Source organism: Streptomyces sp. NPDC001933 (genome assembly GCF_042890955.1).
GTDB lineage: Bacteria > Actinomycetota > Actinomycetes > Streptomycetales > Streptomycetaceae > Streptomyces.
Genome location: NZ_JBIASS010000005.1, coordinates 417,121 through 435,464 on the forward strand (window position 1 = coordinate 417,121; position 18,344 = coordinate 435,464).

The following is an 18,344-nucleotide window of genomic DNA, read 5'->3' on the forward strand; positions in this document are numbered from 1 at the left end:
CATCCGCGCGGGGGGCTCCACGCCGCGTCCACCGAGGCGCCGTCCGGAGCGCCGGGGCGCCTCCGCGGAGGTGCCCCGCGCCTTCGCGCGAGCGGCCCGGATCGCCCGTGCCCGCACGGGCGTGACCCGCGCCACCCGCAGCCCACCGCCCGCGTGACCTTTGTCATGTCCCGATACCCACCCCGGGCCCGGCACATCTCGCCGGATCCGTGACCTGACGCGGCTTATGGCTGTGCATATGCCGGAGGCCAATCGCGGAACGCCATTCCGTTCCACCGCCACAGCCCGCTATCGTCCCCGTCTGGCGGATCGTCGATCGTCGGTCCGCCGCGCCCTCGGGGGGAGGGAAGGAAACCCGAACCGATGCCCGTACCCGTACCGCAGCAACGTTCCGATGACGCTGCGGAGGCCTCCCACGACGCCGTCCTCACGCTCCTGGTGATCGAGGACGACCCGGCGGGCACCTTCACCGTCCCCGAGCTCCCGGCCGCGGCCGGCACGAAGGTGCGTATCCGCACCGCCCGCAACCTGACCGAGGCGGGCCGGCTCCTCACGGACGACGTCGACTGCATACTGCTGGACCTGGCCCTGCCCACCGGCAGCGAGACCCGCGCCTCCGGGGCCGGTGACACGGCCGGACCCGACGGGCTCGCCACCCTCGAACACGTCCTGCGGATCGCCCCGCGCCACGCCGTCCTCGCCCTCACGGCACAGGACGACACCGCGCTGGCCGCCGAGGCGGTACGGGTCGGCGCCCAGGACTACCTCTTCCGCGACGAACTCGACGGCCGGCTGCTCAGCCGCGCCATCCGCTACGCCGTCGAGCGCAAGCGCGCCGACATCGCCCAGCGCCGGCTCACCGAGTCCACGCTGCGCGCCCAGGAGAACGCCCGCCTCGAACGCGGCCTGCTCCCGACACCGCTGCTCGAAGGCTCCGATCTGCGCTTCGCGGCCCGCTACCGCCCCGGCCGCAGCCGCGCGCTGCTCGGCGGGGACTTCTACGACACGGTCCGTACGCCCGACGGCACCGTCCACGCGATGATCGGCGACGTCTGCGGGCACGGCCCCGACGAGGCGGCGCTCGGCGTGGAACTGCGCATCGCGTGGCGGGCGTTGACCCTGGCCGGGCTCTGCGGCGACGAACTGCTCTCCACCCTCCAGCAGGTCCTGGAGCACGAGCGGGAGAGCGAGGAGATCTTCGCGACGCTCTGCACCGTCGACATCGCCCCCGACGGCCGGCGCGCCGGACTCTGCCTGGCCGGCCACCCCGCCCCGCTGATCGCCCGGCAGGGACAGGCCGCGCGCCTGCTCCCGTACGAGGACGGCGGCCCGGCCCTGGGGCTGCTGCCGCGCGCACGCTGGCCGCGCCGGCACGTGGATCTCGGCTCCACCTGGAGCCTGATGATGTACACGGACGGGCTGATCGAGGGGCGCGTGGGCCCGGTCGGCACTCAGCGGCTGGGCCAGGACGGCATGGTCGCGATGATCAACCAGCAGCTGGCGCAGGGGCTCACCGGCGAGGACCTCCTGGAGGCCGCGGTCGCCCAGGTGCGGGAGCTGAACGGCGGCGAACTGACCGACGACGTCGCGGTCCTCCTGCTCGACCGCGACCAGGAGAGCGTCCGCCGCCGGACCCCGGACAGCGGACGGGGCCGGAGCATCCCCCGGCCCCGCAACGCGAACCCCGTGAACGCTCAGCGCCCGCCGTTGTAGGGCCCGTACGGCCCGTCGCTGCTGGATCCGCCACGCCGGCCTCCGCCCGAGACCGCCCGCAGCGCGGGCCGCACGTCCACCAGGAAGACGATGGACGCGACCACGCCCGCGAGCTGCAGGAACAGCACCGACATGTAGAGGCTCAACAGGTTCACGGCGACAGCGATGCCGAGAATGATCAGCCAAAAGGACTTCTTCTGCTTGTCCGCGGCCGGGTAGGCGTCCTCACGGGCCATCGCGGCCATGACCAGCGCGACCACCGCCAGCACCATCATGGCCACGTAGAGCAGCAGGACGAATGTGCTGAAGCCTGTGAGCAACATGGTGTGCACCGCCTAATAAATGGATGAGCGCCTCGCGGCCAAGGTACCGGGACAACGGGCCGGGCACCCCTGATGATGCCCGGCCCGCACCCCGCCACACACCTCGGCGCCACAGCACCGCCAAAGGTGCCGTGACACGGGCAGGGATCCCCGCGCTCCGCTACTTCGCGCTCGGCGGAGTCGTCTTCTTCGCGACGGGCTTGCGCACGGGCGCCTTCTTGGCGGGCGCGGCCGGGGCCTTGCTCTCCGGCCTGACGGCCTTCGGCGCGGGCCTCGGCGCGGGCTTCGCGGGACCGGGCTTGGCGACCGGCGTGGTCCTCGCGGCGCCCGTCGGCTTGGACTCCTTGCGCGGCTCGACGACGACGGCGATCTCGACGATCTCCTCGGCCGTCTCGCCCCGCCAGTGCCTCACGGTCTGCTCGCCGCGCTCGGCGACCTTCTCGTACGTCTCCCGGGCCCGCACCGCGTACTCCGCGGCCACGCCCAGGCTCCGCAGCGCCAGGTCCTGCGCGCTCTCGCCCAGCTTCCGCAGGTCGCTGTCGAACGACCCGATCACCTCGGTGACCTTGGCCTGCACGGTGGCCTGCGCCTCCTTGGCCTGCGAGGCCACCTTCTCCTGCACGACCTTGGGGTCGGTGTTGCGCACGGCCTCGATACGCTCCGGCGCCTCGGCACGCAGCTGCTCGATCAGCGCCGGGACCTTGCGCGCCTGCTCGACGGCGAGATCGGCCGTACCTGCGGCGAAGTAGAGGGGGGTCGGGTCGGTGAGGGTCTTGCGCAGGTCATCGGTGATGGCCATGACTGTGGTCCTCCCGGATCATCAGACTCAGTGTGAGGGTTTCTCGGGCTGTGAGGGTTTCTCAGGCTTTGAATGCGCGGAGGGCGCTGACTCGTCGCCGGTCTCCGATCCGGCGGCGACGCCGGATTCCGGTCCGGGCTCGAACCCGTTCTCCTTGCGGAAGGAGTCGTAGATCTGCAGCAGAACACTCTTCTGCCGCTCGTTTATGGACGGATCGGCCAGAATCACCGCCCGCGTCTCCAGCTCCTCCCGCTCCCGCTCGTCCAGAATCCCGGCCCGTACGTAAAGGGTCTCGGCGGAGATCCGCAGCGCCTTGGCAACCTGCTGCAACACCTCGGCGCTCGGCTTGCGCAGCCCGCGCTCGATCTGGCTGAGGTAGGGATTGGACACCCCGGCGGCATCGGCGAGCTGCCGCAGCGACAGCTGCGCGTTGCGCCGCTGCTCACGCAGGTACTCACCGAGACTGCCGACGTTGAGGGATGCCATATCCCGATGGTGCGCCACCCTTGCTAACTTTTGCAAGCAGCCGCTTGCAAAAGTGCGCCAAACCACTCGTCCGGCCCCGCCCCGTGAAACCGGGAGGGTTGTCCGTTGACGGTCGCTCTGCCGGAAGGGACCGCGGCGGTGCCGCACTGTCCCGTGAAGCCGTGGCGACCTGTTGGTGCCGGCGCTCCGGCGCTCGGCAGTCAGGATGGCTGGACTTGATCGAAGAGTGCGAGGGCTTCGGAGGGGTCCGGGCTCACGAGGCGCTCCAGACCGGCCGTCGTGATCTTCGCCCACCTGCCGGCCCGTACCCACATCCGCTCCTCGAAGGCGCGGACGATCTCGTCCAGATCTCCGGGGCCGGTGGCGATGGACTCGGCGAGTTCGGCGCCCTCCAGCATCGCGAGGTTCGCGCCCGCCCCCAACGGGGGCATCAGATGGGCGGCGTCGCCCAGCAGCGTCACCCCGAAGACGTGGGTCCAGGTGTGGGACACGGGCAGGGCGTAGAGGGGGCGGTGGACGAAGGCGGTGCTGCGGCGGAGGAGGTCGAGGACAGGAGCGGCCCAGCCGTCGAACAGAGCCAGCAGGCTCGATCGCGCGACCTCGACGTCGGCCAGGTCCAGGTTCGTGTGCCAGTCCAGCGGCGCGCGGAACTGGACGTACACCTTGACGTGGCCACCGCTGTTGCGCTGGGCGACGAGAGCCCGGTTCACGCCGTACACAGCCACGGAACCGTCGCCGACCAACCGGGCGAGGTCAGGGTGGCGGGCGTCGACGTCGTCCAGGGAGGCCTCGACCGAGGTGACGCCGGTGTAGTGCGGCGTCACCGACGAGACTGCCGGGCGGGTCCGGGACCAGGCGCCGTCCGCGCCGACCACTAGGTCGAACGCTTCCTGTCGCCCGTCCGCGAAATGGACCAGTACGCCATCCCGGGTTCCCGGCACCACCTGCGTCACGCTCCGCCCCCACCGGACGTCGAGAGGGCCGAGCAGCAGGTCACGGAGTTGCCCCCGGTCGATCTCGGGGTTGGCCTGCTCATCCGGACGGGGTCGCCAGTCGCGCAGGACGGTCCCGTCCACGTCCAGGATGCGCATGGCCTGCCCCTCGGGACGGGACAGCGCCTGGAACTCCGCCAGCAGCCCCGCCTTGTCCAGTGCGAGCTGACCCAGCCCTTCGCGCAGGTCCAGCGCGCCGCCCGGGGGGCGGGCGTCGGGGGCGGGATCGCGTTCGAGGACGGCGACGGGGTAGCTATGACGGTGCAGGACACGGGCGAAGGTAAGGCCGGCAGGACCGCTCCCGACCACTGCGATGCGACGTCTCATGTCGATACACTGTATTAGGTCAGTACGATGTATCGGAACGGTACGATGTCGCCATGACTGTGTGGGACCGGCCGGAGCCGCCGACTCAACCCGTGCCGCTCGACCGGGAGCGGATCGTCGCCGCCGCCATCGCTCTGGCCGACGAGGGCGGGCTGGAGGCGGTGTCCTTGCGCAAGATCGCCGCCCGCCTGGACGCCGGCCCCATGCGCCTGTACAGATACATCTCCACCAAGGAGGAGCTGTTCGACCTCATGGTGGACGAGGTCCACGCCGAGATCCGCGCCGAGGAGCCGCCCGGTGACTGGCGGGAGGCGTTGCGCGACCTCGCCCGGCGCACCAGGCAGGCCGCCCTCCGTCACGAATGGCTGGCCGACCTCCTCGGCGGTCGCCCGGCCCTGGGTCCGAACCGCCTCGCCGTCACCGAGGCCACGCTGGCCGCCTTCGACGGCCTCGCGGACATCGACACCGTCATGCGCGCCGTGGAGACTGTCAGCGCCTACTTCATCGGCGCGATCAGGCGCGAGATCACGAACCTGCGGGCCGAGCGCGCCACGGGCCTGTCCAAGCACGACTGGCAGCGGGCCTCCGGCCCGCATCTGACGAGAATGCTGGCCACCGGCCGCTTCCCGGCGCTGGCCAAGGCCGTGTACGACGGCACGGACGTGGACGCCGAGGCATCCTTCGCGACCGGCCTGGACTGGGTCCTCGACGCCGTGGCCGCCAAACTCACCCGGCCGCCGGCGTGACGCCCGGCTCCCGCCGAATGTGAGTGAGGTCGGCCGCCGGGGCGAACGCCTTCACAGCCCGGTCACCCGACGACGGTGCGTTCACGGGCTCGACGCCGGTCTCGCCATCAATACCGATCCTGACTGTTTCTCGACCGACAGTTCACCGACCGGCGCGGGACACCGGTTGACCTTCACCTTGGGGGAAGCCACAGCATCGGTGGTGCCGGGCGACGTGCCCGGTACGAGGAGGAGAGCGGGCATGGAACTGCTGACCATCGGGGCGTTCGCGAAGGCGTCCCGGCTGTCGCCGAAGGCGCTGCGTCTCTACGACGAGCTCGGTCTGCTGGCCCCCACCCGCGTCGACCCGGTGACCGGCTACCGCCTCTACGCACCGGAACTGCTGGAGCAGGCCCGACTGGTCGCCTGGCTCCGGCGCCTGGGGATGCCCCTGGCCCGTATACGGCAGGTCCGCACGCTGGAGCCGGCCGCGGCGGCGCAGGAGATCCGCGCGTTCTGGGCGCAGGTCGAGGCCGACACCGCCGCCCGGCGGGACCTCGCTTCCTTCCTCATCGACCACCTTTCCTGGAAGGACCCCGCCATGTCCTCGACCACCAGCCCGCTGGGGATCCGTTACGCCGCTCTGTCCGACACGGGCCTCGTCCGCGAGAGCAACCAGGACACCGCCTACGCCGGGTCCCGTCTGCTCGCCGTCGCCGACGGCTACGGCAGCACGGGAGCCCCGGCCAGCGCGGCCGCCGTCGACGCGCTCAAGCACCTGGAGACCGGCAGCGTTCCGGCGGGCGATCTCCTCAACGTCCTCGAAGACGCCGTCGAGCAGGCCAAACAGGCCGTCAACGGCGTCTCCGGGCCCGGCTCGTCGCCCGAGGAGGCCGGCACCACGCTCACCGCGATGCTCTGGACCGGATCGCAACTGGCCCTCGTCCACATCGGCGACTCCCGCGCCCACCTCCTGCGGGACGGAGAGCTGTTCCAGATCACCCACGACCACACCCTGGTGCAGTCGATGGTCGACGAGGGACGCGTCAGCGCGGAAGAGGCCGTCTCCCACCCCCAGCGGTCGCTGCTGATACGGGCCCTGGGCCAAGGAGCCGACGGCACCCCCGACATGCGCCTCCACGACGCCCGGCGGGGAGACCGGTACCTGCTCTGCTCCGACGGCCTGTCGGCCGTCGTGCGGAGCGAGGAGATCCGCCGGGTGCTCAGTGAGGTCCCGGAGCCCGAGCGGGCGGTCCGCGAACTCATCGCCCTCGCCAACGGATCCGGCGGCCCCGACAACGTCAGCTGCGTCGTCGCCGACATCGTGGAGCTCCAGCAGTAGGAGCGTACGGCAGGATGCGGACGCATGACTCTCTCGTCACGCATCACCATGCCGGGCCAGGTCCGGTCCGTGGCCGCACAGGACGCGTCCGGTCCGCTGTACGTGACCGGCTACGGGACGAGCCCGCTGGAGACGATCGTGACGATGGTCGACTCCGCGGGCTCGGTGGCCTGGCGGCGGACGTACGCCGGGACGGGACGACCGCGGACCCGCCTGTCGGCGGACGGCACGCTCTGGGTCGCGTACCCGGATCGGGCCGGCCAAGCCCTGGAGGGCGTGCTCCCGGACGGATCCACGGACCGGACCGTCGTCCCGGAGTGCGAGGCCGGCGAGGAGATCGGCGCGTTCGTCCTGCTCGACGACGGGTTCTGCATCGCCTGGGCCGGTACGTCCCCCCTGCTGCGGATGCCGCAGGACGGACGGCCTGCCCTTCCCCGGCCTCGCCCTCGCGTCGCCAGGTACACGTGGGAGGGGAACTGCGTGTGGTCGACGCCGATCGTGTTCGGCGCCATATCCCATCCGGGCGTTACGGGGATGGGCGTGGGGACCGGCTGGGAGGTTCGCCCGCTTCGGCCCTGGGTGCCGGAAGAGGTGGATGTCGACCACTGGGAGCCGTTGCTGGTAGCGGGCGACAGGGTCGCGGCCAGTTTCGTCGACGCCCGTGGCGGGCTCGGGAGGACCTTCTTCCTGGACCTGGCCGGTGGCGCGATCGTCTCGGCCACCGCACCCGCCCCCTCGGGCCGGAAGGCGATAGCGGGTCCGGGCGAATTCTTGATCGGGTCCCAGGGATACGGGGAGTTCACCACAGGCCGCTACGACCGCGACGGCAGCACAACAGCCCGGTGGGCCAGTCATGGCGCGATGCTCGTTGACGGCCGGGGCACCATCTGCGGGCCCGAGCTGGAGAACCGCCTGCCGTCCAGGTCGCGGTTCCGGCGGCTCGCGCCGGACAACACACTCGTGGACGGACCCGCGCTGACGGGCTATTACACCTCCTGTCCCGCGATGGACCGCGAGGGCACCGCCGTGTTCTGGCGTGACGGCAAGCTCCTCGCCGTCGACGCGGATCTGGTTTCGCACGAGTTGTTCGCGATGGATGACAGCCGGAACGTCATGGGCCGCACCCTGCTGCTGGGCGAGGGCCGTGTCGTCGTGTCACTGGACAGTGAGCTTCTCGCCTTCCGCAGCCCGCTGGGCCTCCTGGCAGAAGGCCCATGGCCGTGCGGGGACGCGAACCTCCTGGGAAACCCCGTGCTGGGCTGAGGAGTTGCGGTGGCCTTCGTGGAGGGGGTGGTCACGAACAGGTCGTCACGTAGAGCCCGCGTCGTGATCGATGAGGGACATGCCGGACACCAGAGCGCGGGCGGTGTCGGCGAAGTACTGCTCGTCGGCACCGGGGGCGAGGCCGAGGGCGACGCCCTGGGCGAGGCCGACGAACAGCGCCCTGAGCGCGATGGTCAGGCGTTGCGCCTGATCCGGCGTCACGACGCCCCCGTCGTACGGCCGCCCGGCGAACAGCGCGATCAGGTGCTCCTCCTGCGACCGGACGGACGTGGCGAGCCGGGCCCCCAGCTCCGGGTCGTGCAGGGCCATGTCCAGCAGGGTGATCTGGAGCGACAGGCCTGACCGCGCGTCCGGGGCGTCACAACCGCGCCGGTAGTGCCGGGCGAAGGCGTCGACCGCTTCGAGCAGATCCAGTTCAGCGGGCACCGCCCGCTCGATCTCTTCGTAGTACGGCCGCAGATGGTCGGCGACCAGGGCGACCACCAGGCCGTTCTTGCTCCCGAACAGCGAGTAGATCGCCCCGGTGGTCAGGCCGGCCCGGTCGGCGATCTCGTCGAGCCTGGCGCGGTACCCGTCCCGGGAGACGACCTGGAACGCGGCATCCAGCAAGGCGCGGCGGTTGCGCTCCTTGGCCTCCGCCCTCGTCATTCTCATAGTTTCATTATTACCGTAATCTCATTACGGAACCACTCGGTACGAGGTATGGCACGAGCTCCGGTACGAGGTACGAGTTTTGGGGAGGATCGCTCATGCTCACGACCCAGGTCGCGACACCGCCGTGGACCCGTTGGACGGTGGGGATCGTCGCCGATGGCGTCTTCAAGGTGCTGCTCGCCGCCGTCTGCATCGCCGGCGCCGCCCCGCTCGGCCGGCTGCTCGGCGTGCCCGGCTGGCTGATGGCCGCATCCGGCCTGGCCCTGCTGGTCGGCGGTGGGATCGAGATCCGGTACGCGCGCCGGCGACCGTTGCGCACCTACCTGCGGCTCATGATCGCCTACGACACCGGCTGGGTGCTGACGGCCGCCGTCGGCCTCCTGTTGGCGTGGCAGGGAAACCGCGCCGGGGGTGAGGTGTGGATCGGGTACCAGACGGCCGCACCCCTCGCGTTCGCCGCGCTGCTGAGGCCTGCCCGGCCCTGATCCGCCGGACTGGCCCCGCCGAACCCGCCGGTCAGGCTTGGCAGATGCAGAAGGGGTGACCGGCCGGATCGGTGAGAACCCGCGCCCGGCCGGCCTCATGAGGCTGGTGATCCGGTTTGCCCGCGCCCAGCTCCAGCAGCCGCACCTCGGCCTCGTCCAGGTCCGCGACGTCGAAACAGAGGTGAAGTTGCTGGGGGACGGCCTGGTCGGGCCAGCACGGAGCCCGGTAGTCGTCGACCCGCTGAAAGCCGATGAAGAGTCCGTCCGCACGGTTGAGACCCGCGAAGTCGGCGTCCGACTTCGGGTGGGGTTCGAGGCCGGTGGCCTGCTGGTAGAACGCCGCCAGGGCCGGCGGATCTGGGCAGTCGAGCGTTATCGCGACCAACTTCATCTGCAGGGACATGGTGCCTCCGGCCGGCCTGTGGACTTCGGACCTTCGCGACGGACACCACACCCTAGGCCCCGCCGCACCACCTCCAGTAGCCACTTTTTTGTGGGTACTTGGCGGCGGCCGGCAACCGGGCGAACCTGGTGAGGGGCGGCCGGAGGGCGGCCCGATCCGGGCGGGAAGCGGGGAGGCGAGGCGATGAGTCAGGAGGGCGGCCGGTCCTCGGTGAGCTTCTCCAGACGGCGGTGGCCCCAGTCGGAGAGGGGTGCCAGCGCCTCGGAGAGATCCCGGCCGAACGCAGTCAGGGAGTACTCGGTCCGCAACGGGAGCTCGTCGTACACCTCCCGGTGCACCAGTTCGTCGGCCTCCATCTCGCGGAGCGCCTGAGTCAGCACCTTCTCACTGAGCCCCGGCAGCTGCCGACGCAGCTCGCCCGGACGCTGCGGGCCGGATTCCAGCAGCCAGAGCAGGGCCGTCTTCCACTTTCCGTCGATCACGGCGACCGCCGCGGTCACCCCGCACACATTCGGGTCCTGGGCACGACTGCGCACCATTTCTGCCCCCATTTTTCCTACTGATTACCCATATCCATACGGGAGTTGAGCCATGTCCTCGCACATCGAGCAGTCCGCCGTCACCGTACTCGGCCTGGGGCCGATGGGCCGGGCCCTGGCAGGCGCGTTCCTCGACGCCGGCCTGCGGACCACGGTCTGGAACCGGACACCCGACCGGGACCGGGAACTCGTCGACCGGGGCGCCGTCGGTGCCCGGTCGGCCGAGGAGGCGGTCGCCGCGAGCCCGCTGACCGTGATCTGCGTGGTGAACCACGACGCCGTGGACGCCGTTCTGCGACGCGACGCGGTCGCCGACGCGCTCAAGGGCCGTACGGTGATCAGCCTGACCGCCGACACCCCGGCCCGCACCCGGGACCTCGCGGCGTGGGCGGCGGAGCACGGCATCGGCTATCTGGACGGTGCGATCATGACGCCGACCACGACCATCGGAACGCCGGCCGCGGTCCTGCTCCACAGCGGCCCGCAGGAGCTCTACCGCACGCACCGGCCGGTGCTGGACGCGCTGGGCGGCACCCATACCCACCTGGGCGAGGAGATCGGCCGGGCCGCCGCGTACGACATCGCGCTGCTCGACATCTTCTGGACCGCGATGGCGGGTTACGCCCATGCCCTGGCGGTCGCACGGGCGGAGGGAATCACCGCGCGGGAGCTGGCCCCGTTCGCCAAGGGCATCGGCGCCATCCTCCCGCCGATCTTCGAGGAGACCGCGGCGGACGTGGACGGCGGAAGGTTCCCCGGCGACGACAACCCGCTCACCTCGGCGGCGTCCTCCATCGCCCATATCGTCCACGCCTCCGAGGCCCACGGCATCGACGCCGCCCTGATGCGCGCAGCCGATGACCTGGCCCGCCAGGCCATCAGCCGTGGCCACGGCACCGACGGATTCCTCCGGATCACCGAGCTGCTGAGCCGCCGCTGAGCGAACGCCGTGGAGAGAACGCGGAGAGAACGCCGCAGGGAGAACGTCGCGGGGTTCCCCCTGTCGGCGGCCCGATCACGCCCGGGAAGAGGCCCGGCCCTGGGTAACGTATCCGGAAATATCCCCATGCCGGAGACGGATCCTCATGGCTGACGACAGGGACGACGAGAACGCGGCCGCTGGCCCCGCAGCGCGGGGACACAGGCACAGGCACGGACGGGGAGACGGGCACGGTCGGGGACACGGCCTCAGGAGCGGGCTCGCTCGCGACGGCGCCTCGGTGGTGCCGAGGACCGCCGTCATCGCGGGCGGCGGAGCGCTGGCCGTCTGGGAGCCCGCGTTCACACTCGGCGCCTACAACGTCATCTTCTACTACCAGATGCTCACCCTCTGGGCGGTGTCGACGGCCGTGCTGCTGGCCGGCTTCGTGATGCGCGAGCGCGGGCCGCGGCACGGCTGGCTGTACTGGGCCTGCCTGGCGCTGCCCAGCGCCTGGATCGTCCTCGCCGCCGTCGTGCCGCGGCAGAGCGGCAACTGGCAGGGCGAGGCGCTCTACCTGATCGGCGGCATCATCAGTGTCATCGGCACCCCGCTGTTGACCTGGGTGCTCCTCCAGCTCCTGCTGTTCGGGGAGTCGGAACTCTCCGTGCACCAGCGCCGGACGGTCATCGGCGCCGTCGCGCTCGTCGGCGCACTGGCCTTCCTGCTCGGCGAGTTCAACGATGTCTTCCTCACCTGCGGGGACTTCGACATCAGCGGCAACAGCGTCCCCTCCGGCTGCAGGCCGGGCCACGCCTCGCCGCTCGGCTGACCCACGAGCACGGCACGGAGACACGGCTGTACGGAACGGAGGCACGGCTGAACGGAGGTGACGGGACGGTCCTCCAGGCGCGATGCTGCTCCCCATGACCTCCTCAAAGATCTTTCCGACCCCCGATTCCGGTTCCCCGTCCACCACCACCGGTGCCACCGCGGGCCCCGGCGTCTTCGAACTGGGCGGCACCGTCACCATCCCGCGGCTCGGCTTCGGCGCGATGCAGCTCCCGGGACGGTGGAGCGGACCGGCCGGTGACACGGCGAAGGCCGTGGCCGTGGCGCGGCGCGCCGTCGAGCTCGGGGCGCGGTACATCGACACCGCCGCCTTCTACTTCTCCCCCACCCACCGGGCCAACGACCTGCTGCGCGAGGCGCTGTTCCCGTACCCCCCGGACGTCACCATCGCCACCAAGGTCGGCCCGCTGCGGGACGAGACCGGTGAGATGTACGCCGAGGCCCGCCCCGATCAGCTGCGCGGGGAGGTGGAGCGGAATCTTGAGGACCTCGGGGTCGACACCCTCGACCTGGTGCATCTGCGGGTCGGACGGCTGAGCGGCGGCGTCGCGGAGCCGATCGGTGAACGGTTCGCCGTGCTGGCCGCGCTGCGCGAGGAAGGGCTGATCCGGCAGCTGGGCGTCAGCAACGTGACGAGCGGGCAGCTCGCGGAGGCCCGGTCGATCGCGCCGGTCGCCGCCGTCCAGAACCGTTTCGGTGTGCTCGACCAGGCCGACGCCGCGCTCGTCGACGAGTGCGCGGACGCCGGTATCGCGTACATGCCGTTCTTCGCGCTCGGCGGCGGTCACACCGATCTCTCCGAACAGAACCTCCGGAAGGTGAGCGAGCGGCACGGCGCGACGGTGCACCAGGTGGCCATCGCATGGGGCCTGGCCCGCTCGCCCTCGATCGTGCAGATCCCCGGCACCGCCTCGCTCGCCCACCTGGAGGAGAACATGGCCGCGGGACGCCTGGTCCTCGACGAGGACGACATGGCGCTGCTCGGCCGCCGCGGCTGACCGCGCACGCGGACGCGACCGATACGGCCCCCAGGTCCACCGCGTCGGGGCAGCACGGTCGCGTCCGCCTGCGCCGGAATCACTCCCGTCGCCCTCCACGCGACGGCCGGCAGTGACGGCAAGCGGCGGACAGCGGCACGGCCGCAGGACCTAGGATCCGCCCATGGCTATCGACCCCGGCTACATCTGCTCCCGCTGCGGCGAACACCACGCGGAACTCCCGATGGGGTACTCGACCATGGCACCCGACGTCTGGGACGCGGGTCTGGAGAGCGACCCCGACAGCATGCTCTCCTCCGACCAGTGCATCGTCAGACACGAGCACTACTTCATCAAGGGCCTGATCGAGATACCCGTGTTCGGCAGCGAGGAGCCCTTCTCCTGGGGCGTCTGGGTCTCGCTCAGCCGGGAGAACTTCGCCCGCGCCCTCGATGTGTGGGAGACCCCGGGCCGCGAGTCCGAGCAGCCGTACTTCGGCTGGCTGAGCACCGAGCTGGGGCTGTACACGCCCCGCACGACCAACCTCAGGACCAACGCCCACACCCGCCCGATCGGCCGGCGCCCCAGCATCGAGCTGGAGCCCACCGATCACCCGCTCGCCGTGGAACAGCGCACCGGCATCACCCGGGACCGGGTGCGGGAGATCGCCGAAGCGGTGCTGCACGCCGAAAACGAGCGGCCCGCCTGAGCTACCGCTGCTCCCCGAGCCCCGACCGCAACTGCGCGAAGGCGAGCTCGGCCGCCTCGACCGCGTCCGCGTGCACCTGCCGCGCGCTCTCCCCCGCGTCGATCCGCCGCCAGTTCTCCAGGGCGAGGATGCGCTGTACGGCGATGATCTGGCCCGCCGCCAGCCTGTCCGCCACCCGGTCGCCCAGCGCACGGGCGAGTGCCGCCTCCGAGCGGCTCTGGTAGCCGTACAGGCGGGCCACCAGGGACGGCGTCCCGTACAGCAGCCGCTGGTACGCCAGCACCTGCGGCACATCGCAGAGCCCGGTCACCGGGTCGCCCCGCTCCAGCCCGTCCAGGAAGTTGCGGCGCAGCGCGTCCAGCGGGGATTCGGTCTCCGCGCGGGTGGCGACCACGCGGGCCGCCTCGTCCTCGTGGTCGGCGAACCGGTGCAGGACCAGGTCCTCCTTGGCCGGGAAGTACCGGAACAGGGTCGGCTTCGAGATGTCGGCGGCCGCCGCCACCTCCGCCACCGAGACCTTGTCGAAGCCCCGCTCCAGGAACATCGCGATCGCGGCCTCGGAGACCGCCTGGTAGGTCAGCTGCTTCTTCCGCTCCCGCAGGCTCATCTGCTCGTGGGCCGCTCCCGCCGTCCCGGGTCCGGGCTTCTCTCCGTCCATGACTCCGAAGCGTACGCCCTTGACCTCAAGCGGACTTGACGTCCGAGGGCGCCCGCGAGCGGCCGCACGGGCCCATGACGGGGCTGCCCGACCCGGCGGCGGGTCGGCCCGGGTTCCGGGTGGGGTGGTGACCGGGGCGAGTCACGTTGACACCGGCTTCACGGAGCCCCGATCCGCGCGCGTACGCCCACGAGGCCCCGTCAGGACCGGGACCTCGCCCGCGCCTCCACCAGCGCCTCGATCCCGTCGAGCACCCGCGCCAGCCCGAACATGAATTCCTCGTCGGGCCCGCGCCGCGCCCCCAGCACCTCGGAGTCCAGCACCCGGGAGAGCGACGGATGGCGTACGGGGTCGACGAGCCGGTTCAGGGTGCGGGTGTACCCGTCCGCCACCTCCTGCGCCGGAATGCCGCGTGCTTCCACGGCGGCCGCGAGATCACCCATCAGCAGCGCCTCGTTCCGTACGAACCCGTTGACGAGCAGGATGACGGAGACCTCGTCGCGCGCGTCCAGACCGGTGCCTTCGAGGGCCCGCAGGCCCTGCTCCCACCAGGCGACGGAGTTCGGGCTGGCGGGCGGGCCCGAGACCGGGATGCGGAGCATCCACAGATTGCGGTGGAACACCCGGCGCTGCGCCCAGGCCCACTGCGTGAGCGCCTCCCGCCAGTCGGCCCCGCTCTCCAGCGCGGGCAGCGGGGGCGGCGGGCCCATCGCCGCCTCCTGCATCAGGACGTACAGCTCCCCCTTGGCGGACACGTACCGGTAGAGCGACATCGTCGAGGCCCCCAGGTCCTTGGCGACCCGCCCCATCGACACCCCGCCGAGCCCCTCGGACGCCGCCACCGCCACCGCGGCGTCCACGATGCGCGCCAGACTCAGCCCCGGCTTCGGCCCCTTGACCGGCCGCGCCCGCAGCCCCCAGGCGGCCTCGATACTGGCCGGCAGGCCCGTGCCGCCCGGCGAGCCCTTCTCCTCAGTCACCTGAACCCCACCTTCCCTCGATCCCATCCTAGATTTGCGTACTGCATACACATTTCTGCGCATTGCGCACGCAGAGGAGCGGATCAGGAGGCCGCGGCGATGTGCGGGTGCGACTCGAACCAGTTCTCGTAGGCGGTACGGATCTGCCTGGACGTCGGCACCCGCGCCATTCCCAGCGGTACCGCTGCCGCTGCCAGAACCTCCCGGATCCGCCCGGAATCCCGGGCAGGCAGCCGCCGCTCCGCCCCTTTCTCCGCACCCGGGCCCCCGGGCCCCAGCGCGAGGGCCGCGCGGATCACATCCGTGTAGACGGACTGCACCCGCTTGTACTTCAGCAGCACCGGCAGATCCCGTTCCCACCCCTCGGAGCTGCCGCTGCGGACGCCCTCGACCGCATCGCGCCAGACTTCGGCGACCCGCTCCCCCTCCCGCCGGGGATAGCGCATCAGATGGAGATGGGTCGCCAGGTCGTAGAGCGGATCTCCGGCCATGGCGAGCTCCCAGTCGATGGTCCACAGGTCGCCCCGGGCGTCGACCACGAGGTTCTCGCGGTGCAGATCGCCATGGACCAGGGTGAACGGACGAGGCGTCAGCCCCCTGGCCTCGCCCCGCAGCCGGTCCAGACCGCCACCGGGTACGCCGAGTTCCGCGAAGAGGGCGCCGTAGCGGGGAAGGTGGCGGCGGCGCACATGGTGTTCGGTGAAGCCGATCAGCCGCGACAGAAAGGCGGCCGAATCGCCCTCCCGGACGCCCCCGGTACCGTCGATTCCGATGCCGTCTGCACCGATCGAGACCAGCTCCCCGAAGAGAACTCCGAGCTGGCCCAGATGGCGCTCCGTGAGCGGGGTCCCGGGAGGGCAGGTCTCGCCGAGCGTCCGGCCCTCTATGAACGAATAGAGGGGGACCCCCGCCCGTTCGGCCACCACGGGTATCCGGGTGACCCGCCCCTGCAGCGCCGCCAGGAGCGCCTGCTCCGAGGTGAACCAGCGCAGGTCGAACCGGAGCAGCCCCGCCCGTGGGTACCGGCACTTCCACCAGGTCTGCGCCCCGGAACCGTCATCGGCCGGCAGCGGAAAGGCATACGTCTCGTGGTGGTACCCGTTCAGCGGCCCCACCAGCAGGCTCTCGTCCGGCACCAGCGCCGCCGCGCTCGTCCGCGCCGCCACGGCCGCCGCCACCCGGCATCCCGCTCCGGCCGAGGACCCCACGGCGGCGGGCACCCGGACCACGGTCACCGGCAGGCCCGGCCGCGCTTCGCGCGAACCCGGCCCTCCGGGCGGCGACCGGCCTCACCGGCCGGTACGGCCACCTCGTCGCGATCCATACCAAGGAAGGTACAACTTCCGGCCGTTCCCCCGCACTTGTGCCTTCAGAGGGCGCTCGCGGCATCGGCCAGCACCTGCATGGTCGCGATCACGGGGAGTCGTCGGCCGTCAGGCCCCGGAGCCCGCAGCAACTGCCGCTTCCCGGCCTTGCGGTGATAGCCGAGGAACGGCATCCCCGCGCTCCGCGCCGCCTGCTGGTCCGAGGGGGAGTCCCCGATCATCAGGTGCTCCGCCACATCGGCCCCCGTCGCCCGGACGACCTCGTGGAGAATCCAGGGATTCGGCTTCATGAGCCCGACATCACCCTCGTTCCGGCCGATGACCGGAGCGTCGAAGAACTCCAGCAGCGACTCACGTTCGAGGTAGCGGGTGATGGCTCCGTGGTGGTTGTTGGACGCCACCGCCAGCCGCCCGTACGCGGGTGCGGGCACCCCCGTCGCCCGCGGACCGGCCTTCCGGCTCCAGGCCCGGATGAAGGCCGCGGCTCCGGGGGTCGGCTCCGCGTGCTCCGCCGACTTGAGCTCCCAGGTGGTCAGGGCGCCGTGCATCTCATCGGCGGCGATGCGCCAGGGGTGCGCACCGTCGCGGTCCGCCGCGCCCCTCGCGTACGCGCCGAACACCTCGTGGGGGTCCTTGCTCCCCCTCACCCCGGCCAGCTCGATGCCGTGCGATGCCGCGATCCGCAGCAGCTCGTCGGCGATGTCGCCCGCCACGCTCTCCTGGCTCCGGTGGCCGCCGGCGAAGAGCCTGGCGACGGGGCCGTCGAAATCGAGCACGACGCATCGGGCGCGGGAGAGCATGTCCCGCACTTCCGGAACGGACGCGGTGTCCGGTGATGCGGTGTCCGGTGAAGTGGGGGTGGCCGTGGCTCGAGACACGATCAGAAGTCCGCCCTTGTGGCTAGGTTGTCCCAGTTCGAATCGAAGAACGCCTGAAACGTGCGCACAATGCCGACCTGATCGGGTGTGGCGTCGGCCGAGGCACGGTACGGGAAGAGGGTCGCTCCCGTGCCGTAGGCGTCGTAGATCTCGACTTCCTCTTGGTCCGGAGGGAGCGGGATGGTGCCCTCTTCCGTCACATAGAGGCCCTGGAGCGCCAGTCGGCGGTTCAGAATGTACAGCTTCATCTGGGGCGAGAACGGCACCAACCGCACCTCGACCTCCACCTCCTGCACGAACCCCTGGTAGCGCAGTTCGTACAGGGCTTCCCTGAGCATCGTCGCGTGGCTCTGCAGGATGCCCTTCAGCCGCCGCCGCACCCGGGGATCGTCCGGACCGTCCACCGGGCGCGGGATGGCCAGGTGCGGGGAGTCGCAGTCGGGGAGCATCAGCCGCGCCCTGATGGACCGGGGCGGCTGGATGACACCGGTCATGATGCGGTTCTTCTGGTCGGACACCCGCGCGGCCAGCGACTCCGTGGTCATCGAGAAGACGTCGAGCCGCACCTCGGTCGCCTCGAACGCCTCCTCCAGATAGGGCTTCAGCAGCACCGGAGGGATGCTCTCCGAGACGACCGCCCAGACGTCGCCGTCCTCGTGACCGGCATCCGCGGGAACACCCGGCCGGGGCGAGGGAACACCCGCCTCGGACTCGCTGACGAACGTCCCGCTGCCCTGCCGGGTGACGATCAGGTGCTTGTCGCGGAGCAACCGCAGCGCTTCGTTGATCGTGGCGCGGGAGACGCCGAACCGGTCGGCCAGCTGCTCCTGCGTCGGCAGCCGGTCACCGGGCCGCCAGACCTCGCTGTTGATCCCCTTGAGCAGCTCATCGGCGATCCGCTGGTACTGCCGCTTACCGTCAGGTGCCACAGACTCACGACTTGTCACCTGTCAACCATACAACTCACCGCCCCG

The 18,344-nt window shown here is 71.1% G+C and carries 21 protein-coding genes; 9 read left to right on the plus strand and 12 right to left on the minus strand.

From position 1 onward, the window contains the following. The first annotated feature begins 363 nt into the window (after positions 1 to 363). Positions 364 to 1,713, plus strand: coding sequence for a PP2C family protein-serine/threonine phosphatase (locus ACFYY7_RS15760; protein ID WP_388661831.1), 1,350 nt, complete (start codon positions 364 to 366; stop codon positions 1,711 to 1,713). On the opposite strand, the gene ACFYY7_RS15765 is transcribed toward ACFYY7_RS15760, so the two are convergent. From ACFYY7_RS15765 to ACFYY7_RS15780, 4 genes are all read right to left on the minus strand, one after another. Next, positions 1,695 to 2,036: a DUF2516 family protein gene (locus tag ACFYY7_RS15765; RefSeq protein ID WP_388661833.1), complete on the minus strand. Its 342-nt coding sequence runs from the start codon at positions 2,034 to 2,036 to the stop codon at positions 1,695 to 1,697. The genes ACFYY7_RS15760 and ACFYY7_RS15765 overlap by 19 nt on opposite strands. Positions 2,037 to 2,196: 160 nt before the next feature. Then, a complete protein-coding gene (locus ACFYY7_RS15770) occupies positions 2,197 to 2,835 on the minus strand; it encodes a hypothetical protein (RefSeq protein ID WP_388661835.1) in 639 nt (212 codons plus the stop codon). Positions 2,836 to 2,862: 27 nt separating this feature from the next. Next, the gene (locus ACFYY7_RS15775) at positions 2,863 to 3,321 is read right to left on the minus strand and encodes a helix-turn-helix transcriptional regulator (RefSeq protein WP_358941166.1); all 459 of its coding nucleotides are present in this window, start codon (positions 3,319 to 3,321) and stop codon (positions 2,863 to 2,865) included. A gap of 200 nt (positions 3,322 to 3,521) precedes the next feature. Next, complete coding sequence (locus ACFYY7_RS15780; protein ID WP_388661837.1) at positions 3,522 to 4,640, minus strand: FAD-dependent oxidoreductase; 1,119 nt, start codon at positions 4,638 to 4,640, stop codon at positions 3,522 to 3,524. A 53-nt stretch (positions 4,641 to 4,693) separates the two neighbouring features. On the opposite strand from ACFYY7_RS15780, the gene ACFYY7_RS15785 reads away from it, so the two are divergent. From ACFYY7_RS15785 to ACFYY7_RS15795, 3 genes are all read left to right on the plus strand, one after another. Further along, positions 4,694 to 5,386 (plus strand): TetR/AcrR family transcriptional regulator, encoded by a 693-nt coding sequence (locus ACFYY7_RS15785; RefSeq protein WP_388661839.1) that lies wholly within the window; start codon positions 4,694 to 4,696, stop codon positions 5,384 to 5,386. A 241-nt stretch (positions 5,387 to 5,627) separates the two neighbouring features. Beyond that, positions 5,628 to 6,707 carry a protein phosphatase 2C domain-containing protein gene (locus tag ACFYY7_RS15790; RefSeq protein WP_388661841.1) on the plus strand — a complete coding sequence of 360 codons (1,080 nt, stop codon included), beginning with the start codon at positions 5,628 to 5,630 and terminating at the stop codon, positions 6,705 to 6,707. Between the two features lie 24 nt (positions 6,708 to 6,731). Further along, positions 6,732 to 7,970: a hypothetical protein gene (locus ACFYY7_RS15795; RefSeq protein WP_388661843.1), complete on the plus strand. Its 1,239-nt coding sequence runs from the start codon at positions 6,732 to 6,734 to the stop codon at positions 7,968 to 7,970. Between the two features lie 45 nt (positions 7,971 to 8,015). Here the strand turns inward: ACFYY7_RS15795 and ACFYY7_RS15800 are convergent, their stop codons facing one another. Continuing rightward, positions 8,016 to 8,639 carry a TetR/AcrR family transcriptional regulator gene (locus ACFYY7_RS15800; RefSeq protein ID WP_388662028.1) on the minus strand — a complete coding sequence of 208 codons (624 nt, stop codon included), beginning with the start codon at positions 8,637 to 8,639 and terminating at the stop codon, positions 8,016 to 8,018. 101 nt (positions 8,640 to 8,740) lie between these two features. On the opposite strand from ACFYY7_RS15800, the gene ACFYY7_RS15805 reads away from it, so the two are divergent. Further along, positions 8,741 to 9,130, plus strand: a complete 390-nt coding sequence (locus ACFYY7_RS15805; protein WP_388661845.1) for a hypothetical protein — start codon at positions 8,741 to 8,743, stop codon at positions 9,128 to 9,130. A 31-nt stretch (positions 9,131 to 9,161) separates the two neighbouring features. Here the strand turns inward: ACFYY7_RS15805 and ACFYY7_RS15810 are convergent, their stop codons facing one another. Next, the gene (locus tag ACFYY7_RS15810) at positions 9,162 to 9,533 is read right to left on the minus strand and encodes a VOC family protein (protein ID WP_388661847.1); all 372 of its coding nucleotides are present in this window, start codon (positions 9,531 to 9,533) and stop codon (positions 9,162 to 9,164) included. 188 nt (positions 9,534 to 9,721) lie between these two features. Beyond that, positions 9,722 to 10,072: a winged helix-turn-helix transcriptional regulator gene (locus ACFYY7_RS15815; RefSeq protein WP_388661849.1), complete on the minus strand. Its 351-nt coding sequence runs from the start codon at positions 10,070 to 10,072 to the stop codon at positions 9,722 to 9,724. 52 nt (positions 10,073 to 10,124) lie between these two features. Between ACFYY7_RS15815 and ACFYY7_RS15820 the strand changes: the two genes are divergently transcribed. The 4 genes from ACFYY7_RS15820 (at position 10,125) to ACFYY7_RS15835 (ending at position 13,529) form a co-directional block, all read left to right on the plus strand. Beyond that, on the plus strand, positions 10,125 to 11,012 hold the full coding sequence (locus ACFYY7_RS15820; protein WP_388661851.1) for an NAD(P)-dependent oxidoreductase: 888 nt from the start codon (positions 10,125 to 10,127) through the stop codon (positions 11,010 to 11,012). 280 nt (positions 11,013 to 11,292) lie between these two features. Then, entirely contained in the window at positions 11,293 to 11,823 is a 531-nt protein-coding gene (locus tag ACFYY7_RS15825; protein WP_388661852.1) for a hypothetical protein, read from the plus strand. 94 nt (positions 11,824 to 11,917) lie between these two features. Then, positions 11,918 to 12,841 carry an oxidoreductase gene (locus tag ACFYY7_RS15830; RefSeq protein WP_388661854.1) on the plus strand — a complete coding sequence of 308 codons (924 nt, stop codon included), beginning with the start codon at positions 11,918 to 11,920 and terminating at the stop codon, positions 12,839 to 12,841. 163 nt (positions 12,842 to 13,004) lie between these two features. Next, positions 13,005 to 13,529: a DUF2199 domain-containing protein gene (locus tag ACFYY7_RS15835; protein WP_388661856.1), complete on the plus strand. Its 525-nt coding sequence runs from the start codon at positions 13,005 to 13,007 to the stop codon at positions 13,527 to 13,529. 1 nt (position 13,530) lies between these two features. Here the strand turns inward: ACFYY7_RS15835 and ACFYY7_RS15840 are convergent, their stop codons facing one another. From ACFYY7_RS15840 to ACFYY7_RS15860, 5 genes are all read right to left on the minus strand, one after another. After that, on the minus strand, positions 13,531 to 14,187 hold the full coding sequence (locus ACFYY7_RS15840; RefSeq protein ID WP_388661858.1) for a TetR family transcriptional regulator: 657 nt from the start codon (positions 14,185 to 14,187) through the stop codon (positions 13,531 to 13,533). Positions 14,188 to 14,387: 200 nt separating this feature from the next. Then, on the minus strand, positions 14,388 to 15,194 hold the full coding sequence (locus tag ACFYY7_RS15845) for a TetR/AcrR family transcriptional regulator (RefSeq protein ID WP_388661860.1): 807 nt from the start codon (positions 15,192 to 15,194) through the stop codon (positions 14,388 to 14,390). A 56-nt stretch (positions 15,195 to 15,250) separates the two neighbouring features. Then, positions 15,251 to 16,387 carry a phosphotransferase gene (locus ACFYY7_RS15850; RefSeq protein WP_388661862.1) on the minus strand — a complete coding sequence of 379 codons (1,137 nt, stop codon included), beginning with the start codon at positions 16,385 to 16,387 and terminating at the stop codon, positions 15,251 to 15,253. A 149-nt stretch (positions 16,388 to 16,536) separates the two neighbouring features. Beyond that, entirely contained in the window at positions 16,537 to 17,370 is an 834-nt protein-coding gene (locus ACFYY7_RS15855) for an HAD family hydrolase (RefSeq protein WP_388661864.1), read from the minus strand. 2 nt (positions 17,371 to 17,372) lie between these two features. After that, positions 17,373 to 18,317, minus strand: a complete 945-nt coding sequence (locus ACFYY7_RS15860) for a GntR family transcriptional regulator (protein ID WP_388661866.1) — start codon at positions 18,315 to 18,317, stop codon at positions 17,373 to 17,375. Between the last annotated feature and the right edge of the window lie 27 nt (positions 18,318 to 18,344).

Excerpts from the sequence above, each read along its gene's own strand:
- ACFYY7_RS15760 (WP_388661831.1), top strand. The coding sequence starts at position 364 with ATGCCCGTACCCGTACCGCAGCAACGTTCCGATGACGCTGCGGAGGCC.
- ACFYY7_RS15765 (WP_388661833.1), bottom strand. The coding sequence starts at position 2,036 with ATGTTGCTCACAGGCTTCAGCACATTCGTCCTGCTGCTCTACGTGGCC.
- ACFYY7_RS15770 (WP_388661835.1), bottom strand. The coding sequence starts at position 2,835 with ATGGCCATCACCGATGACCTGCGCAAGACCCTCACCGACCCGACCCCC.
- ACFYY7_RS15775 (WP_358941166.1), bottom strand. The coding sequence starts at position 3,321 with ATGGCATCCCTCAACGTCGGCAGTCTCGGTGAGTACCTGCGTGAGCAG.
- ACFYY7_RS15780 (WP_388661837.1), bottom strand. The coding sequence starts at position 4,640 with ATGAGACGTCGCATCGCAGTGGTCGGGAGCGGTCCTGCCGGCCTTACC.
- ACFYY7_RS15785 (WP_388661839.1), top strand. The coding sequence starts at position 4,694 with ATGACTGTGTGGGACCGGCCGGAGCCGCCGACTCAACCCGTGCCGCTC.
- ACFYY7_RS15790 (WP_388661841.1), top strand. The coding sequence starts at position 5,628 with ATGGAACTGCTGACCATCGGGGCGTTCGCGAAGGCGTCCCGGCTGTCG.
- ACFYY7_RS15795 (WP_388661843.1), top strand. The coding sequence starts at position 6,732 with ATGACTCTCTCGTCACGCATCACCATGCCGGGCCAGGTCCGGTCCGTG.
- ACFYY7_RS15800 (WP_388662028.1), bottom strand. The coding sequence starts at position 8,639 with ATGACGAGGGCGGAGGCCAAGGAGCGCAACCGCCGCGCCTTGCTGGAT.
- ACFYY7_RS15805 (WP_388661845.1), top strand. The coding sequence starts at position 8,741 with ATGCTCACGACCCAGGTCGCGACACCGCCGTGGACCCGTTGGACGGTG.
- ACFYY7_RS15810 (WP_388661847.1), bottom strand. The coding sequence starts at position 9,533 with ATGTCCCTGCAGATGAAGTTGGTCGCGATAACGCTCGACTGCCCAGAT.
- ACFYY7_RS15815 (WP_388661849.1), bottom strand. The coding sequence starts at position 10,072 with ATGGTGCGCAGTCGTGCCCAGGACCCGAATGTGTGCGGGGTGACCGCG.
- ACFYY7_RS15820 (WP_388661851.1), top strand. The coding sequence starts at position 10,125 with ATGTCCTCGCACATCGAGCAGTCCGCCGTCACCGTACTCGGCCTGGGG.
- ACFYY7_RS15830 (WP_388661854.1), top strand. The coding sequence starts at position 11,918 with ATGACCTCCTCAAAGATCTTTCCGACCCCCGATTCCGGTTCCCCGTCC.
- ACFYY7_RS15835 (WP_388661856.1), top strand. The coding sequence starts at position 13,005 with ATGGCTATCGACCCCGGCTACATCTGCTCCCGCTGCGGCGAACACCAC.
- ACFYY7_RS15840 (WP_388661858.1), bottom strand. The coding sequence starts at position 14,187 with ATGGACGGAGAGAAGCCCGGACCCGGGACGGCGGGAGCGGCCCACGAG.
- ACFYY7_RS15845 (WP_388661860.1), bottom strand. The coding sequence starts at position 15,194 with ATGGGATCGAGGGAAGGTGGGGTTCAGGTGACTGAGGAGAAGGGCTCG.